A 19,541-nucleotide genomic window follows, 5' to 3' on the forward strand; every position below is an offset into this window, starting at 1 on the left:
TCGTCTCTGCCAGGCCCTGTTGTCTCTCTGGGCTACGAGAAGAAACCTAGTCGCGCCGCAGTCCGATGTCTACTCCGGCCGCCATAGATTTTCGCGTGTCCCGCAGAGAGGTAATCGACCTTACGGTCGAGTTGGGCAGTTTATGTTGGGGTACATGCATCGGGCAGACGAGGACAGGCGCGAACGATCACGAACCGGGGAGACGTAGTTGGCCACGGTCCGGGGGCAGCTGCTCGACGAGACCGAGCAGCGGAAGGCAACCCCGCTGCTCGCCTTCGACTTCGCCTTCCCGGCGAAGCCTCCTGATCGTGCTGTGGGCGCGGGGAGACGAGGCGGTGCAGCGGGTCATCGAGAAGGCGCACGAGCGGGCGATCGAGACTGCGCTGCGGTGGCTGGAGGAGGAAGTCGCGGAGGTCCGCTGGTCCTCCGGTCGCGAGCGCGCCAAGCTGCCGGGCCTGATCGTCGCAACGTTCCGGCACTCCGAGAACCGCGACGGCTTCCCGCTCCTGCACGGCCACTGCCTGGTCCTGAACCGGGCCCAGCGCCCGGACGGTGCCTGGTACGCCCTGGACACCCGCCGCCTCCTGCGCAACGTCGTTGCCGCCGACACCCTCTACACCCTGACACCGTCCGCAGGGTCTTCAACCGCCACCACATCGTGGCCGAGGCCCGCCGGCACCTGCTGGAAACCCTGCGGCCGCGCCTTCGCACCGGACTGGATACCTGCATCGCCGAGGAGTCGGTGGATCGCCGGCGCCGACGGCAAACCGCCTCGGGAGTCGTCCCGCTACGAGCGGGCCCAGGGTGCCGGCTTCGCCCTGCAGAACGCGATTCGCGCCGCCCGGCACCGCCACGCCCGCGGTGCCGGACGGAGCTCCGGCCGCGCCCGGCACCGCCACGCTCACCGAGCGGCACGATCAAGGCGAGCACGACCAGGTGCCGTCGCACGTGGTCGACCGTCCCTGCCGGGACACCGCCTTCACCCCGGACAGCAAGCCGACGCCGTCCAGGCCCATCAGCAGGCCGCGATGCCACAGGAGTACCTGGAGGGCCGGACGACCGGCCCGGCGACGTGACCGCGGACACCGGAGAACATCGCCCGCCTCGCCGAATCCACCCTGGCCGCCGACGCTCGCCGCCGCGACTACGAGCGGACACGGCCCGGACCGGCAGCCGACGCAAGCACCCCAGCTCCCACTCCTGCCGACCAGCGGCAGCCCCAGCACCCCGGAACCGACCACGGCAGGGAAGCGACGCCCGAGCGCTGACGGCCGCAGCCGGGAGCATGCCGGTTCCTCCCGGTGGGATACCGCGCGAGGTCGCCGGGGCACCGGCCGGGACGCGACCGGCACCCACGGCATGGAGGCGCCGGAGCGGGGCGAGGGCGAGAGGACTGGTCACTTACATACGGAGGTCCTCATGGTCCAGCCGGTCCCGCCTCTATCTCCGGAACTCTTGGAGCGCCTGGAGCAGCTCGTCGACGCCTCCCGGCTCCGGGTGGCCTGTACGCGACGGGCGTCCCGTCACCGCTCTACCGCCGCGCGCGGCAGGGCTCGGGGGCCGGCCGAACGTGGGGCGCGCCGTGCGCCTGCGCCGGTACCGCCGTCGGTGAAGGCGGCGCGCCACGGCGTCCGAAGGCTGTATCTGCCGAGACCGACTGAGGGGAGGTTCCATCGCGCGGGTCGCTCTTTCGGAGAGGGAATGCGGACAACCACGATGTGTAGCGCCGCGCGCACGCCTAGCATCAGACCGACTCCTGACCTGCTCAAGCCAGTCCATGGAAAGCGAGTTGCCGATGCGCCACGCTCACATCCGCCGGTCCTTGATCGCCGCGGTGGTTCTCGCGGGATCGGTGGCCTGCGCTTCTCCGGCGTCCGAGTCCGGCTCCGACGGTGAAGGGCGGCCGAACGCACAGGCGCCGACGAGCGTGGACAGTTCGACGGGATGCCCGGACGCCGGTGTGCTGGAACCGATCCTCGGGAGGCCGGCGTTCCAGCTGGCGAGCCATCAGGCATGGCGGGACGGCGGGTGGCACTGCAGATACGAGCCCGCGGCGCGTCACCCGCTCGGCATCCGCCTCGACGTCTTCGCCCGGGCGAAGGACGCCACCATGGGCAAGCCCGGGACGGCGTCCGGCTTCGGCGCGCTGCCCGAATTCGGCCAGGAGGCCGCGTTCCACACCAGCTGCCCCGATGATCCGGGCACCGGCCGCCTGAGCGCCGCCTTCGCTCGTAAAGGGGGACAACCGGCCAACACACAGGAACTCGTCTTCGAGTCGGCCGGAGACGTGGTCCACGACTGCGACCGTCAGCTCTCCTTGATGAAGGCTCTCGTCAAGGTCTTCTACGACCATCAGATCGCTCCGCCGGCCCAGGGCTGAAAGGCGGACGGTTCAAGGTGCGCCAGGGCGACGGCCTTCCCGGCTGCCGCCCTCAGCCGTCACACGAGCGGGGAGAAGTGGGCTCGGGCCATGACCCGGAGGTCGCGGCCCGCCGGGCGGTCGACTCGATGCGGCTGGACGGCCCGGCCGCCGCCTCCCTGCGTTCGGCCGAAACGTACCTGGTCGGGATGCCGATGTGGATGTGGGTCACCCCGTCCCCGAACACCTTCGGTCCGGTGACCGCGTCCGCGACCGCCGGCGGCATCACCGTGACCGCCACCGCGCCCGTGTCGTCGGTCCGCTGGGACATGGGCGGCGGAAAGATCGTCACCTGCGCCGGCCCCGACACCCGCTGCACCCCCGGCCAGGCCAAGACCCCTCCCCCGACGTGCGGCCACCTGTACGAGCGCGCCGCCTACGACCAGCCCGACGAGCGCTGCAAGGGGAGCGCCACCACCACGGGGACCGTGGAGTGGTCCGCGCCCGCCGTCGGTGACGCCGGAACCCTGACCGAGACCCGCTCCCAGGTGAGGGGACCGTCTGGGTGCGGTCGACGGTGCGTCGTGACGGGTCGTCCAGGAATGCCTCGGCCAAAGACGCAGGGCCTATCGGAAGGCGGCGACGTGGCGTAGGGCCCAGTCGGCGAAGGTGCGGGGCGCGCGGCCGAGGAGCCGCTCGACGTCGGGGCTGATGCGCTGCTCGGCGGGGGTGGGCTCACCGAGGATGGACAGTGTGGTCTCGACCACGGGTTCGGGCATGAACTGCAGCATCTGTGCGTGGGCCTCGTCACGGGTCTGCTCGATGAACCGGACGGGTTCGCCGAGTGCGTCGGCAATCGCCTCGGCCCGCTGGCGGGGCGTGTTGAGGGCAGGCCCGGTCAGCTCGTATGTCTGCCCGGCGTGGCCGTCCTCCCGCAGGGCTGCGGCGGCGACCTCGGCGATGTCGTCCGGGTCGATGGTCGGCAGGCCGATGTCGGCGAACGGCGAGGCGGCGGCCCTTCGGGCGCGGACCGACTCGGCCCAGGCGTACGCGTTGGAGTTGAAGCCACCGGGCCGCAGAATCGTCCAGTCCATGCCTGACTGCTGGACGGCGTCCTCGATGGACCGTCCCAGGTCCCCGTGGGAGGCCGAATGCGGTCGGGTCACGACTCCTTGGGAGGACAACAGGACGACCCGCTCGACGCCGCCGGCCTTGGCGACGTCGAGGATGTCCTGTGGCCTCAGCAGGTGCGCGCTGGTGCCACCGCTTTGCAGGAACAGCGCGTCGGCTCCGTCGAAAACGGGCCGCAGGCTCTGAGGATCGACCAGGTCCGCCTGCGCGTACCGGACGTTCTCCGGCACGTCCGCGTCCGAGATCCCCCGGGACGTCGCGGTCACCTGCGCACCGGCTGCCGCGAGGATCCGCACGAGCGATCGGCCGACGTTACCGGTCGCACCCGTCACTACGAACATGAACAACTCCCCTGTCAATTCAGATGGTTGTCGCCGCCCGAGCGGGCAGGACCGCCGCGGAAAGCTGCTCTCCGGGCGACACGGGGACGCTAACACCGTCGATATAGTAGGTACCTATGGGAAAGTGACTATCCCGAAGGATGCGCATGGCCGACGACACCGACTGGGTGGCAGCGACCACGACCGACCCGGAACTCGCCTGTCCGACCAGTGCGGTCGTGGACATCGTGTTCAGCCGGTGGACCACGCCGATCCTGTGGACTCTCCACATGCATGGTCGGCAGCGGTTCGTGGAGCTGCAACGACGGATCGGCACGATCACACCGAAGGTGCTGACCCAGCGACTGCGGCAGCTGGAACGCGACGGCATGGTCGTGCGTACGTACCACCCGGAGGTCCCTCCTCGGGTCGAGTACGAGATCAGCGAGCTGGGCCGCAGCCTGGCCCCGCTCTTCGCGCACCTCGCCGAATGGGCTGCCGGCAACCTGGACAAGGTCGAGCAGGCCCGGCACGACTACGACACCGATCCACCCCGGTAGCGCGTCAGCGAGAGAACTCGATCCTTGTCCGAACTTCCGCTACCTGATTGATCCCGCAAGCAAGTGGAGCGAAGAGTCGGACTGGCGATTTTCACGGAGCCCCAGCAGTGGGGCGCCGCCCGTACGGGCCGGGAGGGCTGTGCAGCGCCTCGCGGACTGATGTGTCTCTCAGTGAGAGACCCCTACAGCCGGTCCGGCCGGCCGCCCTGGTGCGGGGGGCTGGGCAGTGAGTGCCGTACGACGCCGCCCCCCCTGGGGCCCGGCCGTACCGATCGGCCCGAGCCGGCCGCCCGCGATCCGCGGGCGATGACGGCCGCCGAGCGGGCCGTCGCCGATGACTGGACGGCCGAGCCCGTCCCCGCGCCCGACGGGCGGGCGGAGGCTCGGCTCGCCCGGCGGCGCTGCCTCGGCTCCGGTCCGGCCGATCCCGGCGTCACTCCCGCCCGTGACTGGCCGTAACCCTGTCAACAAGTGCGGGGGTCTTTCCTTCATCCGGCGGCGGGTGTCCACGGTGTGTCCGCCATAAAGCGCTTGCGGAACACCGTTCCGGGACTGGTGAGTGCTGCTGCGACTGCCTGTTCCGGGATCTTGTTGCTCATGGCCCGCCTGGGGACTTTGCGATAGCCGCAGGCTCGCAGGAGGTCCGTGGCTGAAGCCCAACTGTCGGCGGCCACCACCACCTCGTCCAGGGCATCGCACGCATTGGACGCGTCGACCAGTGCTGCGTACGCGATGACAAGATCCGCCACTCGCGTCTTGGCGGTCATATCTCCCACGCTCACTCCCTCTGACGAGGGGGCGGGCTGCACCAGGCAGCTTCGCCCCGGTCCCCTGGCGGTCGGCATCCTCTGCCGGAATCCGGCTCTCACTCATGTCCTATGACATCGTCGGAGCCGTTACGTCTCGTCACGGGCGGGGACCGACCTCTCCGCGCCCAACCCGGGGGCGCACAGCGCGATGCGGTTACAGAATGAGGTGGCCGGCCGGCAGAGTGCCGGTGGTGATCTGCTTGCGCGGGGTGTAGTAGGGGCTGGTGCCGGTTCCGGAGTAGAACCAGGTGGCGCCTGCCGTGTCGCGCCCGATCAGGTCAGCCCTGCCGTCGCCGTTGACGTCGCCAGGGGTGACCAGTGCGTTGTAAAGGTTCCACCGGTCGCCGATGTCCACGGCCGGCTCGTAGTAGCCCGGCCTTCCCGTGCCGTTGTAGAGGTAGAGATTTCCTGCGGTGTCGATACCGAGGAGGTCGGGCTTGTTGTCGCCGGTGAAGTCGCCAGGCGCCACAAGGGTCGGGTAGACATCCCAGTTCGTTCCGATTTGCTCGCGGGAGGCGTAGCCGGTTCCGGTACCCCTGTAGAGCCAGAGGGCTCCATGGGTGTCACGTCCGAGGAGATCCGGTGTGGAGTTCGGATCGCCGTCGAAGTTGCCCGGGGCGAGAAGGAGGTTCAGGCCGGTGAACCCCTCGCCGACCTGCTCGCGATTGCCGACGGCGCCGTCGTAGGTGCCGTCAGCGGTGCGCTTGTAGCGCCAGAGCACGCCGTTGGCGTCGACGCCCATGAGGTCCGTGCCCTGGCGTGCGACGAGCTGGATCCCGTTCCAGCCGACGCCGACCCTGCATTCCTTGCCGAGCGTGACGTCCGTGGTGCCAGGGTTCTGGCCTGAGGTGAGGGCGTGGCGGTACAGGACGCCCTTCGCGCCCCGCCGGAGCACGGAGCTGTCGGTCATGTCCGAGGGGCCGCAGATCCACTCGGCCGCTCCCCGGACGGGCACGTGGTCAGAGATGAACTTGCCGGTGTTCGGGCCCGGGACCTCCGGGAGGGCATCGCCGACGGCATTGCGGAAGTACTTCGAGCTGAAGAAGACGTAGTCGATCTTTCGCTGGTCGGTCACGGGCCTGCCCTTGGCGAGGTACGTGATCTCCCCTCGGCGGCAGCGCAGAGTGCCTGCGAGGCAGGTGGGGGCGCCGTACAGGTAGTTGGTGAAGTAGTCGGCGTCGGTCTCGTCGGCTTCGATGAACCTGCCGATCGCCTTCTCCCCGGTGGCGGGCTCGTACAGGTGGGAGAGGACGGTCGTCCAGGGCGAGGTGTTGAAGTCACCGGCGAGAATGACCGGCGTTCCCTCGTCTTCCCACAGTGTGGCCCGCTGGGCGAGGAGCGCGGCCTCCTCATCCATCACGAACTTGCCGTCGCTTCCGGGCGTTCCCCAGAAGAGGTGAACGGAGCAGGCCCATGTGGTTCCGCTGCTGGTGAGCGTCTTCAGGCACGGAGCGACGATGTCCTCGTTCGTCTTGAAGGAACCCAGCTGGGCGTTGATGTCTCCAGCGGTGTCCAGTACGAGGTCGTCCTCGAGAATTTTCGTACCGCGCACGAAGACGGCCATGCCGTAGTCCCCGTTGACCTTATTGCCGACGTTCGTCGGGTCTACGCAGTACCCCGACCCGGTCGTCGCCGTATGTGCGTAGTTACCGGCGAACGCGGAGCCGAGGCGATCCTCGAGCTGGTCGAACTGGTACTTGCACACCTCGACCAGGGCGACGTAGTCGGCGCCCCATCCCGTAGCCGATACCTCGTCCAGGATTTTCTGGTAGCGCACGTCGTTGGCTTTCGCGGAGACGTCACAGCCATAAGTCGCCCCACTGCCGCAGAGGTTGTAGGTCACCACTCGCACCTGAGGTGCCGTCGCGGGACCCACCACGTCCGCCTGCGCCTGAGGCGCCGTCAGCATCAGCGCGGTCAGCACGACGGCCAGGGAGGCCACCGGGGTCCGCAACCACCTAAGTATTCGCATAGATACCCCATGGAAGTTCGATCGAAAGATCCACAAGGTATCGCACACGTGTTCACGAACGGACCGTCAAACTCGTCGTCGGCTGTAGAGATGGGTTGTGCTTCGAGGCCGGCGACGCAGCCTGGTAGGAGCTCGGAGCCGACGGCGCGGTTGGCGCGTTCACCCGCGCATCCTCGTCAGGAGCTCGCCCGAGGAACGCCGACCGTTGCCCTTTCCGGGCCGGATCCCGCCGGGTCGCCCAGTCCGCTTTCGGGTAGACAGCCTGGCGCCGGACCTGACTTCCCGGAGGCGTGCTCACTGCCCTCATACTCACGCTCCTTCGGCCCCTGTAGTCCCGGCTGGACCGGGGCCGAACGTCACACTCCGGGCCCACCCGGCCACCAGCACCACACAACCGAGCACCATCGGCGAAAGGGCGGGCGGGACGCGGTCCGTGGTCGAAAGGATGGTCTGCGGCGGACAGGGCGAGGACGCCCGCGACGGCACCCACCACACCGGCCAGGGCGGTCGTGACAGCGCAGTGGACGCACGTCCCCTGCGGGGGACGGCTCCGCAGTGGGCGGGGCGCCGGCTGAGGGTCGGAATACGGGTGGGCGCTGCCGCCCGGCGCCTGGCTGGAGAACCTCTACGGTCCTGCCGAACTGACCGCCACCTGCACCGGCCACCGCCTCCTGGCCGGCCCTGCCGGCTGACCGTGCTCCCCCAACGACACTGTGCCGATTGGCACCGCCCACCCCGGCGCCGAGACCCTGGTGGTGAACGAGCACCTCGCCCCGCACGGGAGCGGGGAGCCGGCGCAGACCGCCTGGTACCGCACCGGAGGCCAGGTGGAAAACCACGGCGACGACCTGGTCCACCTGGGCCGCCTCGACAGTCAGATCAAGATCAACGGCTACCGGGTCGGGCTGAGCGAGGTCACACAGGCGCTGCGCTCCCGCTCTGGTGTCACCGACGCCGTCGTGGTGGCCCGCATCGACCGGCCCACCTCCGTCCTGCAGGCCGTCCACACCGGCGACGCCCCAGACCCCGCGCCCCTGCTCACGGCCCTGCAGGAGCGGCTGCCCGGCTAACGAGCTCGTGCATGGTCGACGGTGGTGCGTCGAGGGGTACGGTTCCGCCCGGCATGCACCTTCGCTCATCGGCCGCGAGGGTGATGGTCTGCTGGTGTGACAGCAGACCGGTGATGGCTTGGATGGTGTCGGTCATGTGCTCGCGGCGGCCGTGGTGGCGGGCGAGCGCTCGCCAGTTCTTCAGGTGTGCGATGCCGTGCTCGACCCGGATGCGGCAGGAGGAGTGAGGTTTGCGCCGGCGTTCGCGGTCTTCTCATACCAGTCGGGGGCGTCCTTCTTGAACTTGCGGGGGGGGCGGTGTCACGACTCGACCGCCGGTCTGGGCACCGAACCCCTGATAGCCGGCATCAGCAAGGATCTCGACGACGGGCCCGTCCGCCAGGAGCCTGACCAGCCCTGACTGGCGGCCAGGTGCGTCCGCTCGGCGGCGCACCGCTCGGCGACGGCGCGGTGCAGGAGACCGCGGCGCAGCGCCTCGGGGGCGGACCGCGGATCATGGAGGAGTTCGGCAGTGAGGTGTGCGTCCCGTCGGCACTCCCCCAGTGCGGCGGCCCGCCGCACCTCCGGGTCGCAATCGGCACGCAGCGCCGACCGCTCGCCCGGCGGCAGCATCTCCCGCGCGCACCGCGAGCCTCCGCGCCGCCGGATCGTGGTGCGTGGCCGGCAAGGTCACGGACGACGGCGTCAGATGGGGCGAGTCCAGCAGGGCCGCCCGTACGGAAGGAGCGGGGTCGTCGAGCAGACGGGCGCACACGGCGTCCGGCAGCGGCGCGACCTTCGTACGCGGGTCGTACACGTCGGGTCCGTACGTGAGAGCGGCCCGTACCTTGAGGGAGGGGTCGTCCGCGAGCCGGGCCCGCTGTGCGGGCTCGGCCCCGGCGCTCGTCGCGAAGTGGATCCGGGCGCCCGGGGTCGGGTGGGCCAGGATCACCGCGACGGCCGGCTCGGGGTGTCCGGCCCGCTGGAGGGCGTGGCGGGGCGGACCGTGACCGCCGTCGTCGAAGGCGAGCAGGCGGAACAGCAGCGGTGTCGGCAACGCCGGATTGCCGGCGACTCCGTCCCGTGCGGATGAGTGGAACGCGACCATGGCTCCCCTGCCCCTGTGCCTTCCCGGACCGGTCCGGCCCGGTCCGCGACCATGATCACCTACGCCCGTCAGGCCCTTCGTCCGGCGGACGGGCCGACATGATCGGCCGGACAGCACCTGGTCCCGCGGGTAGCAGGTGACCGGGCAGTGCACCATCCGCGACCACCCGGGCGACCACGCGGTCCTGCTCGACCCGCCGGACCAGCCGCTCCCGAAGCGCTGCCTCGATCAGTGCGCCGGCTGACGCCAGGAGGTGACAGCCGAACAGCAGGAGGGTCGAACGCCCGCCGCCCCGTTGACTTGCCGAAGGGGCGGCGCCCCTTCGGCGTGGGCCCGTCGGGGCTTGCCCCAGCCGACGGGCCCGGCCGCGTCGCCGTCCGGACGGCCTCCTTCTCCGAGGATCCGACGGGCGGGCGGCTGCCCCGCTGGGTGCGTACCCAGGACGCCCCGGGCCCGCAGCTCCTCGAGGTCGGGCAGGCGGACACCTGGCAGGCCGCGGAGAAGGACGGCCTGAGCGCTCCTGACATGGGCGAGTCCTTCGGAGCCGGTCCCAAGACTTCGGCGGAGGGTCACGGCAATCATCGTACGAGTCGATTTCCCGTTTGCCCCCTTGCGCGCGATCAGGGTGTCAGCCCTGGGGCACCGCGATGTACGCCTCCTTGGGGCTGGTGGTCGGCGTGTAAAGGGACGCTGCGGACGCGGTCGGGATCAGATCTCGGTGGATCACCTTGGCCACGGCCTGGATCGTGTTCACCCCGTAGTTCATCGTGCTGTTGCCATCGGTGAGCACGGAGATGGTGTAGTCGTGGCCGCCGCCCTTGAACGTGCCGACGCTGTGCACGCGCCAGCCGCGCGTGGCGCGCTGCAGCCAGCCGTTCTTGACGTGCTTGGACACGGAGGAGGGCGCTCCGGCCGTGGTCCCCCATCTCTGCGAGGTGATGACGTTCCCCATGAGCTTGAGGACGTAGGCGCGGGAGTTGTCACTCAGGACGGAGTTCCTGGCCGTGATCAGCGAGAGCAGCCGCTGCTCGTCGGTGACGTTGATCCGGGTGAGGCCCCAGTAGCCGCCGGACCCCGGCACCGTACGCGTCATGCCCGCAGCCGACAGGAAACCCTTCACCTTGGTGACACCGAGCTGGTTCCACAGAGAGGTGGTGGCCGCGTTGTCGGACTTGGTGATCATGGCGGTCGCGAGGTTGGACTCGCGTGAGGTCAGATACCGATTGGTCTTCTTGGCGTCCCAGAGGAGCGTGGCGAGGACGGTCACCTTCACGATGCTGGCCGAGTCGTACGAGACCGTGGCACGCAGGGTGCAGGTCGTGTTCGTGGTGCGGTCGCGCAGGCCGACGGCGACGGTACCGGTGCGCGTGGCGAGAGCGGTGGTGATGTCCCTTTGAAGCTTGGCGGCGAGCCCGGCCTTGCCCGACGTGCAGCTGACCTGCGGCGCGGTAGCGGCGGAAGCAGGCGCGGCGCCCGCGACGACGGGCACGAGCATCCCGGCCGCGGCCACGGCCGGAAGCACGCGGGCACGCAGGAATATGTGGTGAGTCATGTAGGTCCCCCCTGGAAACGAAACGAACACGCCTATAGCGCACTCGTCTTACATGACTCCTGAGCGCGCGGATGGTTGCACGAATTCAGCGAAACCCGGGGATCGGGCGTCCCCCGTGGACACGATGCCGCCGCGAAGAACCCGGCCGCTGGTCCTGGGACCAGCGGCCGGGTCGCTCCGGCACCAGCGTCATCGCGACGCCCGCGAGGGAGTTCTTCGACAGCATCACCACCCCGAGAACAGCACGTTCAGCGGCGAGATCGGAGCTGCGGCACGGTCCACGAGCGGAAGATCCGCTCGTTCTCTCTCGGACAGGACGCAGCGGGTGCGGTCGGCCTTCGTTACCGCTCGCTCCGCAGGTGCTGCAGCACCTGCGCGGACTCGGCTGTGAGTTCGTCCACTTCGGCCCGGTCCTCCGGGGTCAGGGTCGTGCGCCGGGCGGCCCAGACGCCCTGCGCGGTGGTCAGTTCGGCGGCAAGCCGTACGGCTACTGGTCAGGGTGGACGGCCTGGACGTCGGTCCCGTCGTACAACTCGGGTGCGAGGGAGAGCAGGAAGCGGTCCGCGGGGAAGTCGGCGGAGGGGCGGGCGGCGTGGACGGCGTGGACGGCAGCCCAGGAGTGCCCGGCGTGCAGCGGCCCGGTGGCGGTGAGCGCGGCCGGGGTGTTGAAGGCCTCGATCTGGATGAACCGCAGTCCCTTGAGGTACGACAGCAGAAGCCTGCGCGTCAGTACCGCCCGCCACCGGTAGTACTCGGCGGTGCCGTGCGAGGCTTCGCCCAGCAGGACGAAGCGGGCGTTTCCGATCCGCTCCAGCAGCGGATCGAACGACTGGCCCGTGTCCAGCGGCAGCGCCTCGGCCCTGATCTCCTGCTGCCGGTCAAGCGTGGGACTGCTCATCACTCCTTCCCGAGGCCGTCGCTCCCGGGGTACGGGAACCAGTCCCGCGCGAGGCGCGCGACCTGCTCCAGTGCCCCGGGCTCCTGGAACAGATGCGTGGCACCGGCGATCACCTCGACCCGGTGCGGTACGGGGAGCAGTTCGGCCGTCTCCCGGTTGAGCCGCGGCACCTCACGGTCCTCGCCGCCGACGATCAGCAGCACCGGTGCCTGGACGCGACGCAGAGCGCTGTCGCCGGCCAGGTCCGGGCGGCCTCCCCGGGAGACGACGGACCGAACGCGCCCGGGCACTCCGCCGCTGCCCGCAGCGCCGCCGCCGCGCCGGTGCTCGCCCCGAACAGGCCCACGGGCGCGGACGCGGTATCCGTTCGGGCACCGAGCCAGTCGACCGCGGAGGCGAGCCGCTCGCTCAGCAGGCCGATGTGGAAGCGGTACTCGGCAGTCAGGAGGTCGGCTCGCTCCTCCTCCTCGGTCAACAGGTCCAACAGCAGAGTCCCCAACCCGGCCCGCCGCAGCTCGGCCGGCCACCGCGCGGTTGCGCGGGCTGTGCCGTGAACTGCCACTGCCGTGTGCGAACACCACCCTCGGGCCGGCCGCCGGCACCACCAGGCCGCCGGACAATGCCGATCCGGCCACCGGGACGTTGACTTCTTCCGCGATCATGGGGATCTCCTCCCCGCTGAACAGGACGGAGTCGGTTTGAGCCCCCACACCGATGAAACCAGCCCCTGCCCGAACCCGTGTCATCCAAGCAGCACGGGATTCAGTCCCTGATCCCGTGGAACAGGGACTGAGCGGCAGGGGCCCTGACTGGCGGCTGCGACGAGCTGGTTACGGGATCAGCGCCGCCACGCCGTCCATGATCCGCTCCAGGCCGAAGTCCAGTGCGTCCCCGTCTTGTGGCGTGAAGGCACCTTCTGCGACCGCTGACGTCAGCGCGGGAAAGCGGTCCGCGTGGCGTTCCAGGACGTCGGCGGTGAGGTGGGCCCACTCCTCGTTCGCCGCCTCGTCGTGCTCGACGGTCTGCTGGGCGATGTTGCGGATGTGGCCCACGAGCAGCAGGAACGTGTCATGCCGCTGGGAGGCCGACAGGCCGGTGCCGGCCAGCGCGGCCAAGGCGGTGTCCAGCCAGCCGAGTTGATGGGGACCCATGATCTGGCGGCGCATGCCGGTGGCCGTCAGGATCCACGGGTGGCGGCGGTACACGGCCGAGCACTGGCGCGCCCATTCGGTCAGCTGCGGGCGCCAGCCGCCGGGGATGCCGGCGACGGGGACCGGGGGGCCGATCGCGAGGTCGACCATCAGATCGACCAGTTCCGCCTTTCCGGGGACGTACCGGTAGAGAGCCATCGCGGTGACGTCGAACTCCTTGGCGACCCGCGCCAGCGAGACCGCGTCCAGGCCGTCCCTGTCGGCGATCCCGATCGCCACCTCGGCGATCCGGCCTGCGGTCAGGGAGGGTTTCGGACCCCGGCTCGCCTGCCCCTGCTCGCCCCACAGCAGCGCGAAGCTCGCCTTCGCGCCGCCCTGCTTCCCCGTCGACTTCCGGGGCTCCTTCGTGCTCATCCCGAACTCCCTCACCATCACCCGTTGACGGCCCGCACTACTGTTTATAGCGTATAGCTAACTGCTTATGACATACACAGTTTGCGTCATGGATCTCAGGGAGTCGTCTTGATCACCGCCCTCGTCACCGCCTCCGTCGCCGCGCTCCTCGCCGCCCCGACGGCCGGAATCCTCGGCCACCGCGCCCTGAAGCGCTCCCGCAACGCCTCCCTCATGAAGATCGACAGCGCAAACGGCATCGACGAGCAGGTCTTCGTCCGCATCGGCGGCATCGACCAGTGGATCTCAATCCGCGGCGAGGACCTGGCCAACCCGGTCGTCCTGGAGCTGCACGGCGGCCCCGGTGCCTCGACCGCGATCTTCGGACCGCGCACCAGATCCTGGGAGAAGCACTTCACGATCGTCCGCTGGGACATGCGCGGCACCCTCAAGACCCTCGGCCGCAGTGGCGCCGACGGCCAGGGAGAGATGACCTTCGAGCGGATCTCCGCGGACGCGGTCGAGGTCACCGACCACATCCGCACCCGCCTCGGCGTCGACAAGGTCGTCCTGCTCGGCCACTCCTACGGCAGCGCCTTCGGCCTGCGGCTCGCCCGCGAGTTCCCCGAGCGCTACTCCGCGTACGTCGGCACCGACCAGAACATCCACGACGCCGGCCGCGACGACTCCGTGCACCAGGCGCTCCTCGTCCGACTGCGGGCGACGGGGAAGCGCAAGGAACTCGCGGCGGTCGAGGCCCTGGACGCCGACAAGCACCGCTGGACCGCCCGGGAGGGCGCGATGCACGCCAAGCTCCTGGCCACCAGCGATCCGCTGACCCTGGACACGATGAAGAAGGTCGTCATGGGGTCCCTGTGGCTCTCGCCGCTGCACTCGCTGCGCGAGCTGGGGCACTTCGTCAAGGGCATGAGCTTCTCGGAGCGGGTCACCGCAGGCACGTCCGGGTTCGACGACTGGGCGGACGGTACGGCGTTCGAGCTCCCGTTCTTCCTCTTCCAGGGCGAGAAGGACGTCCTCACGCCGCCCGACCGCGCCCGCCGTTTCTTCGACGACGTCCAGGCCCCGGTCAAGGCCTTCGCGCTGATCGAGGACTGCAGCCACTTCGCGGCGTTCCGTCGCCCGGAACGCTTCCTCGAACTGCTGCTCGCTCACGTACGGCCGATCGTGACCGCCGGCGAGTCGGCCGCTGCAGCAGACATCTGACCCGGTTGCGGACAACGGTCCCGAGTCTCGCCCGCCTCCACCTGGCCGGTCAACGATCTGCGCGACGTGCGTGTCCCACCTGCCACTGGCGCGCCTAGTACTGCAGCCGTAGTGCGTGATCTCGATCGTGAGGGGCGCCGAGGAGGCAGCTGGCAGCGTCGACCATCTGGACGAGACCGACCACGCCGTCGCGGGTGTCCGTTTCCTTCTCCGCCTACCCGAGTCCACCGAGACGGAGGGCGTTCCTTATCTCGCTGAGCTTAGCGGTCGTCGCCGGGGTCCACTCCTTCGCCTGCTCACCGAGACGGAGGGCGTTCTCCATCTCGCTGAGTTTCGCGGAGGACAGGGCACCCGCCCGCTCTATCAGGTCGTCCCGGGACACGGTGGTCAGCCACGTGCACGGGGTGAAGCCCGGACGCGGGAACGCGAACCGCAGCACGCCTTCAAAGGGCAGTCCTTCCACGGCGCCTACTGCCACTTCGACCCCCAGACCGGTGATGTCGACACCCGCCCGAGCGACGACCTGCATCACCCGGATCCCGGACGCGTCGTCTCCCGACAGCAGTACGACCGGCCGCCGCTCGTCGAACTGGACCCACCAGACTTCGCCACGTTGCACAAGTCCTCCAGACACAGGACGGCAGACAGACGCTGCGCGAGCCTGACGCGCTGCGGAGACGGGTGCGGCCACCCATTGATCATCGGTGTGTGAAGACAAACGATCGCGCGGTGGCCGCAGGTCACAGCGTAGACCCTGCCCGCTGGCAGGAGGCGTTCGAGGGCCTGATGAGCCGGATAGCGGGACGGTTCACGCGGGTCGAACCCCGGTTCCGGGTCCGGAAGTCGGTGCTCGGACCGCTGTCGGACCTGCCGCGCGAGAACTGCTGGACGATCGCGGAGTGGGCCGGGGAGGCCAGCCCGCACGGCATGCGACATCTGCTGTGCCGGGCCTCCTGGGATGCCGACGCCGTCCGCGACGACGTGCGCGAATACGTCATCGAGTACCTCCACGACGAGGCGGCAGTGCTGGTCGTCGACGAGACCGGCGACGTGAAGAAGGGCACCCACACGGTCGGGGTCCAGCGCCAGTACACCGGAACGGCCGGGCGGATCGAGAACTCCCAGGTCACCGTCTACCTCGTCTACGCCGGCGAGCGGGGACACGCGGCGGTGGACCGGGAGCTGTACATCCCGCGCTCTTGGACAAGCGCCCCGGACCGCTGCCGGGCAGCGGGGCTCGGCGGCGACACCGTCTTCGCGACCAAGCCGGAACTGGCCCGCACGATGATCGAACGCTTCCTGGACGCCGGACATCACGTGGGCTGGGTCACCGGTGACGAGGTCTACGGCAGCAACCCGAAACTGCGCACGGCTCTGGAGGAACGCGGCATCGGTTATGTCCTCGCGGTGGTCTGTTCGGCCGAAGTGGCCACCGGTGCGGGCACATTCCGCGCCGACGCCCTGGTGAAGAAGGTGCTGAAGCGTGCCTGGCAGAAACTCTCGGCTGGACGCGGTGCGAAGGGGCAGCGGTTCTACGACTGGGCCGTCATCGATCTCACCGAGGCGGCGCCGGGCAGCCGCCAGCTCCTGATCCGCCGCAACCGCACCACCGGCGAACTCGCCTACTACCGCTGCCTCTCACCCCAGCCGGTGCCGCTGACCGAGCTCGTGCGGGTAGCCGGATCCAGATGGCGTGTGGAAGAGACCTTCCACACCGAGAAAGGGCTGGCCGGACTCGATGAGCACCAGGTCCGCCGCTACCCCTCCTGGACCCGCTGGGTCACCCTCGCGATGCTCGCTCACGCCTTCCTGGCCGTCGTCCGCGCCGACGAACACGCCCGCAACCCCGCCCCAAACGGGCTGGTCCCGCTGTCCTGTAACGAGATCCAGCGCCTGTTCATCACGCTCGTCTTCCAGCCCCTCCACGATGTCGCCCACCGACTCGGCTGGTCCGACTGGCGACGCCGCCATCAGCAGCGATCCCGCACCGGCCATTACCAGCGACAAGCCGCATGCCAGACATGAAGATCACGATCTACAGCTGGAGTACTAGGCGCAACGCTCGACAGGCCACCACCCCTACCGCAAAGAACCAGGTCAGCGCCTCCCGCCCCTTGGCTTCAGAGCCACGGACGGGAGCTCTGGGGCGGGCAGTCGCCCCCCCTTCGTAGCCCTCCACTTGACCGAAGCGGGCGCCGTCGCAGCCCTTGACCTCGCCGCCGAAGCGGTCGCCGGTCATCCAGTCCTCGCGGGCCTGGCGGATCTCCTCGTCCGTGCGGCCGACGGAGTTCCAGCACATAGCACGGGATTGCCGTTTCATCCCAGCTCAGAGGCCCGATCCACCATCCGAGGTCAGCAAAAGGCCAGCAAGACGCCCGGGAGCCAACCAACATGGCCACCACCTCGGCGGCCCCGGGCCGGGGTGAGCCTGCTCGGTTCCAGCGGCCGGTCCCAAGGCCGGCGAATGTCCTCGGCAAGCGGCCTGGCGAGCCGCAGGTGGGCGTGCGCGACGAGTCGAAGCGTCGCAGGAACGCCCGCCAGCGCGGATCGACGCCGGCGGCGGTCATGTCGGTGGCGGAGGACCACAGCCACAGCGGCAGCGCCGCAGATGGCGCAGCCGCCAGCGCAGGCGGTGGGCCGTGGCCGCCTCCGTCGCCAGGGCGGCCACGGCGTCGTGGACGTTCTCGTCGTCGGTCCACTCCGCGATCGTGTCGCCCATCATGTCCACGAGGAACCGTCCGGTCCCGGTCAGCCTCGGGGACGACCGCACCACGGTGAACGTGTCGCGGGTCTGCGTCTGCGTCTGCAATCTGACGAGCTCGAACCGCGCGCGCAGCGCGGTGCGGTCCGACAGGAGGCCGGAGAGCGTGCGCGGCTGCCTGTTCATCCCACCCGGGGAGCCGTGGCGCAACCCCTTCATCGAGTCCTTCAACGGTCGCCTGCGCGACGAATGCCTCAGCATCCACCTGTTCTGGTCCCTGACCCACGTCAGGGTCACCATCGGCGACTGGAAGGAGGAGTAGGACCACGACCGGCCGCGCTCATCGCTGGGCTACCGAACCCCAGGTGCCTACGCCGCGATCCGCGCTAATCGGCTCTCACGCGTCTGGTGTCGTGTGCCCACATCGCGATCTCGACGCGGTTGCGTGCGCCGAGCTTGGTCATCAACGATGCGACGTGGGTCTTGACCGTGCTCAGGCTGACGAAGAGCTCGGTGGCGATCTCGGCGTTGGTCCGGCCTCGTGCCACCAGCGCGAGCACCTCCTCCTCGCGCTCGGTGAGCGGGTTGCTCGGCTGGACCGGTACCACCGGTGCCTGGTCGGCGAAGGTCGCCAGCAGCCGGCGGGTGACGTTGGGGGCGATCAGCGCGTCCCCGTTGGCCGCCGCGTGGATGGCCTGCACGAGGAGCTCCGGCCCGGCGTTCTTGAGCAGGAAGCCGCGGGCGCCGGCGCGTAGGGCGCCGAGGACGTACTCATCGAGGTCGAAGGTGGTGATCACGACGACCGCCATCGGGTCCGTCACGTCTGGCCCGGCCAGGCGCCGCGTCACCTCGACGCCGTCGAGCCCGGGCATCCGGATGTCGACGAGGAGGACATCGGGACGCAGCCGGGTCGCCAGGTCGAGCGCTGCGAGCCCGTCTGCCGCCTCCCCCACGACCTCGAGGTCGGGTTGCGCGCCGAGGATCATCACCAGCCCGGTCCGGACCAAGTCCTGGTCGTCGGCTACGACAACACGGATGCTCATGCCAACACCGCCATCGGCAGCACGGCCTCGACCACCCAGCCACCCTCGGGCCCCGGCCCCGCGGAGAGCGATCCGCCGAGGAGCTGGGCGCGCTCGGCCATGCCCAGCAGGCCGAACCCGGGCTCCGGGGCCGGCCCCGGCTCGGTCTGTCCATCGTCGCTGACACGCAGCCTGACGGCGTCGCCCTCCCGGCGTACGTCGATCGCGACGCAGGTCGCGCTCCGGGCGTGCCGTACGGCGTTGGTCAGCGACTCCTGCGCGAGCCGGTAGAGCGCGGCGTCCACGGGTCGTGCCAGCCGGGCAAACGAACCGTCCAGCGAGACCTCGACAGTAGGCGTCGTGTGGGCGCGCGCCAGAGCAGGCAGGTCCGCGACACCCAGCTGCGGTGAGTAGGCGACGGCCTCCTCCTCACGCAGCACCCGAACCATGGATCTCATCTCCTCCAGGGTTCGCGACGCTTCAGACTCGATCGCGGCCAGGACCTCGGCAGCCTTCTCAGGCTGGATGCCGGCGACTACGCCACCGGCCTGCGCCTGCACCGCGATGGCCGAGACGTGGTGGGCCACGGTATCGTGCAGCTCTCGCGCCAGCGCCACCCGCTCCTGATTGCGGATCTCGCGCTGTTGGCGATGCCAGAGGTCCGCGCGGTAGCGGAACACCACCGCGAGGGCGACGAACAACAGCAAGAGGACGCTCCCGCCGAAAACGTCGGCCCAGCCCGCGGAGGTGGCGTACATCCCCAGCGCGACAACGACTGTCACGAACGCCGTCCCCAAGACGATCTCCCGTCCCGAGCCCCACCGCACCAGGGAGTAGAGCAGGATCAGGGCGGCCATCATGGAGTAGAGGCCGAGGTCCCCGGCGTGCGCAGTCAGCTGGAGGACCGAGAGCAGCCCGGCGACCCCCCACCCGACCAGGACGGCCATGAGGGGGCGGCCCCGCCGCCAGAGCAGAGCAGGCATCAGCGCCAGGGCGAGCACCGTCACAAGTGGTCGCCAGGCCAAGCCCGGCCGAACGATGCCCTCGACCAAGGCGGCGGCCGTGAACACGCCCACCAGCAGCCAGTCCAGACGACCGATGGGTGGGGCGTCAGCAGGCCGCGGCTCATGCCAGACGGAGCGCCGGAAAGTGACCACGGCTCCAGCCTAGGCATCGTCGCGCCTCGGCGTATCCGCCGAAAGAACGAGAGAGAGACCATGCCATCGGCCAGGCGAACCGAAACCCCCGGGCCGAGGCGCCCGCCGCCGGGCTCAGCGATCGTGGACCTACCG

General features: G+C 69.8%; 19 protein-coding genes and 3 pseudogenes. 9 read left to right on the forward strand and 13 right to left on the reverse strand.

The window, feature by feature from the left end; translation table 11 throughout:
• Nucleotides 1-308 precede the first annotated feature (308 nt).
• From ACFWUY_RS07070 to ACFWUY_RS07080, 3 genes are all read left to right on the forward strand, one after another.
• On the forward strand, nucleotides 309-1,076 hold the full coding sequence (locus tag ACFWUY_RS07070) for a relaxase domain-containing protein (protein ID WP_384102934.1): 768 nt from the start codon (nucleotides 309-311) through the stop codon (nucleotides 1,074-1,076).
• 746 nt (nucleotides 1,077-1,822) lie between these two features.
• Nucleotides 1,823-2,380 carry a hypothetical protein gene (locus ACFWUY_RS07075; RefSeq protein ID WP_384102936.1) on the forward strand — a complete coding sequence of 186 codons (558 nt, stop codon included), beginning with the start codon at nucleotides 1,823-1,825 and terminating at the stop codon, nucleotides 2,378-2,380.
• Nucleotides 2,381-2,457: 77 nt separating this feature from the next.
• Nucleotides 2,458-3,012, forward strand: coding sequence for an ATP/GTP-binding protein (locus tag ACFWUY_RS07080; protein ID WP_384102938.1), 555 nt, complete (start codon nucleotides 2,458-2,460; stop codon nucleotides 3,010-3,012).
• Here the strand turns inward: ACFWUY_RS07080 and ACFWUY_RS07085 are convergent.
• Complete coding sequence (locus tag ACFWUY_RS07085; protein ID WP_384102940.1) at nucleotides 2,986-3,831, reverse strand: NAD(P)H-binding protein; 846 nt, start codon at nucleotides 3,829-3,831, stop codon at nucleotides 2,986-2,988. The genes ACFWUY_RS07080 and ACFWUY_RS07085 overlap by 27 nt on opposite strands.
• 140 nt (nucleotides 3,832-3,971) lie before the next feature.
• Between ACFWUY_RS07085 and ACFWUY_RS07090 the strand changes: the two genes are divergently transcribed.
• Nucleotides 3,972-4,370, forward strand: coding sequence for a winged helix-turn-helix transcriptional regulator (locus tag ACFWUY_RS07090; RefSeq protein WP_384102942.1), 399 nt, complete (start codon nucleotides 3,972-3,974; stop codon nucleotides 4,368-4,370).
• A gap of 306 nt (nucleotides 4,371-4,676) precedes the next feature.
• Complete coding sequence (locus tag ACFWUY_RS07095; RefSeq protein WP_384102944.1) at nucleotides 4,677-4,829, forward strand: hypothetical protein; 153 nt, start codon at nucleotides 4,677-4,679, stop codon at nucleotides 4,827-4,829.
• A 29-nt stretch (nucleotides 4,830-4,858) separates the two neighbouring features.
• Here the strand turns inward: ACFWUY_RS07095 and ACFWUY_RS07100 are convergent, their stop codons facing one another.
• Together ACFWUY_RS07100 and ACFWUY_RS07105 are read right to left on the reverse strand one after the other, a co-directional pair.
• Entirely contained in the window at nucleotides 4,859-5,137 is a 279-nt protein-coding gene (locus ACFWUY_RS07100) for a hypothetical protein (protein ID WP_384102946.1), read from the reverse strand.
• Nucleotides 5,138-5,333: 196 nt separating this feature from the next.
• Complete coding sequence (locus tag ACFWUY_RS07105) at nucleotides 5,334-7,022, reverse strand: endonuclease/exonuclease/phosphatase family protein (RefSeq protein ID WP_384102947.1); 1,689 nt, start codon at nucleotides 7,020-7,022, stop codon at nucleotides 5,334-5,336.
• Between the two features lie 842 nt (nucleotides 7,023-7,864).
• On the opposite strand from ACFWUY_RS07105, the gene ACFWUY_RS07110 reads away from it, so the two are divergent.
• On the forward strand, nucleotides 7,865-8,221 hold the full coding sequence (locus ACFWUY_RS07110) for a hypothetical protein (RefSeq protein ID WP_384102949.1): 357 nt from the start codon (nucleotides 7,865-7,867) through the stop codon (nucleotides 8,219-8,221).
• 493 nt (nucleotides 8,222-8,714) lie between these two features.
• On the opposite strand, the gene ACFWUY_RS07115 is transcribed toward ACFWUY_RS07110, so the two are convergent.
• The 5 genes and pseudogenes from ACFWUY_RS07115 to ACFWUY_RS07135 form a co-directional block, all read right to left on the reverse strand.
• Entirely contained in the window at nucleotides 8,715-9,308 is a 594-nt protein-coding gene (locus ACFWUY_RS07115) for a hypothetical protein (protein ID WP_384102951.1), read from the reverse strand.
• Nucleotides 9,309-9,936: 628 nt separating this feature from the next.
• Nucleotides 9,937-10,860 carry a serine hydrolase gene (locus tag ACFWUY_RS07120; protein ID WP_384102953.1) on the reverse strand — a complete coding sequence of 308 codons (924 nt, stop codon included), beginning with the start codon at nucleotides 10,858-10,860 and terminating at the stop codon, nucleotides 9,937-9,939.
• A gap of 487 nt (nucleotides 10,861-11,347) precedes the next feature.
• Nucleotides 11,348-11,758 carry a hypothetical protein gene (locus tag ACFWUY_RS07125; protein WP_384102955.1) on the reverse strand — a complete coding sequence of 137 codons (411 nt, stop codon included), beginning with the start codon at nucleotides 11,756-11,758 and terminating at the stop codon, nucleotides 11,348-11,350.
• Nucleotides 11,758-12,420, reverse strand: a pseudogene (locus tag ACFWUY_RS07130) (dienelactone hydrolase family protein). The gene ACFWUY_RS07125 and the pseudogene ACFWUY_RS07130 overlap by 1 nt, the downstream one beginning before the upstream one ends.
• A gap of 168 nt (nucleotides 12,421-12,588) precedes the next feature.
• Entirely contained in the window at nucleotides 12,589-13,323 is a 735-nt protein-coding gene (locus ACFWUY_RS07135) for a TetR/AcrR family transcriptional regulator (protein WP_384102957.1), read from the reverse strand.
• Between the two features lie 108 nt (nucleotides 13,324-13,431).
• On the opposite strand from ACFWUY_RS07135, the gene ACFWUY_RS07140 reads away from it, so the two are divergent.
• The gene (locus tag ACFWUY_RS07140; protein WP_384102959.1) at nucleotides 13,432-14,526 is read left to right on the forward strand and encodes an alpha/beta fold hydrolase; all 1,095 of its coding nucleotides are present in this window, start codon (nucleotides 13,432-13,434) and stop codon (nucleotides 14,524-14,526) included.
• Nucleotides 14,527-14,740: 214 nt separating this feature from the next.
• Here ACFWUY_RS07140 and ACFWUY_RS07145 read toward each other — a convergent pair whose 3' ends face one another.
• A complete protein-coding gene (locus ACFWUY_RS07145) occupies nucleotides 14,741-15,145 on the reverse strand; it encodes a type II toxin-antitoxin system PemK/MazF family toxin (RefSeq protein WP_384102961.1) in 405 nt (134 codons plus the stop codon).
• 167 nt (nucleotides 15,146-15,312) lie between these two features.
• Between ACFWUY_RS07145 and ACFWUY_RS07150 the strand changes: the two genes are divergently transcribed.
• The gene (locus tag ACFWUY_RS07150; protein WP_384103298.1) at nucleotides 15,313-16,551 is read left to right on the forward strand and encodes an IS701 family transposase; all 1,239 of its coding nucleotides are present in this window, start codon (nucleotides 15,313-15,315) and stop codon (nucleotides 16,549-16,551) included.
• A 375-nt stretch (nucleotides 16,552-16,926) separates the two neighbouring features.
• Here ACFWUY_RS07150 and ACFWUY_RS07155 read toward each other — a convergent pair.
• Nucleotides 16,927-17,126, reverse strand: a pseudogene (locus tag ACFWUY_RS07155) (transposase); the annotation flags it as partial.
• Entirely contained in the window at nucleotides 17,090-17,413 is a 324-nt protein-coding gene (locus ACFWUY_RS07160; RefSeq protein WP_384103338.1) for a hypothetical protein, read from the reverse strand. The pseudogene ACFWUY_RS07155 and the gene ACFWUY_RS07160, both read right to left, overlap by 37 nt.
• On the opposite strand from ACFWUY_RS07160, the pseudogene ACFWUY_RS07165 reads away from it, so the two are divergent.
• Nucleotides 17,400-17,621 (forward strand): annotated as a pseudogene (locus ACFWUY_RS07165) (transposase); the annotation flags it as partial. The gene ACFWUY_RS07160 and the pseudogene ACFWUY_RS07165 overlap by 14 nt on opposite strands.
• On the opposite strand, the gene ACFWUY_RS07170 reads toward ACFWUY_RS07165, so the two are convergent.
• Together ACFWUY_RS07170 and ACFWUY_RS07175 are read right to left on the reverse strand one after the other, a co-directional pair.
• Nucleotides 17,614-18,270 carry a response regulator transcription factor gene (locus ACFWUY_RS07170; RefSeq protein WP_329427834.1) on the reverse strand — a complete coding sequence of 219 codons (657 nt, stop codon included), beginning with the start codon at nucleotides 18,268-18,270 and terminating at the stop codon, nucleotides 17,614-17,616. The pseudogene ACFWUY_RS07165 and the gene ACFWUY_RS07170 sit on opposite strands and share 8 nt — an antisense overlap.
• Nucleotides 18,267-19,406: a sensor histidine kinase gene (locus tag ACFWUY_RS07175; protein WP_384102963.1), complete on the reverse strand. Its 1,140-nt coding sequence runs from the start codon at nucleotides 19,404-19,406 to the stop codon at nucleotides 18,267-18,269. Before ACFWUY_RS07175 ends, ACFWUY_RS07170 begins: the two co-directional genes overlap by 4 nt.
• Nucleotides 19,407-19,541: the final 135 nt, after the last annotated feature.

Source organism: Streptomyces sp. NPDC058664 (genome assembly GCF_042716635.1).
Taxonomy (GTDB): Bacteria; Actinomycetota; Actinomycetes; order Streptomycetales; family Streptomycetaceae; genus Streptomyces.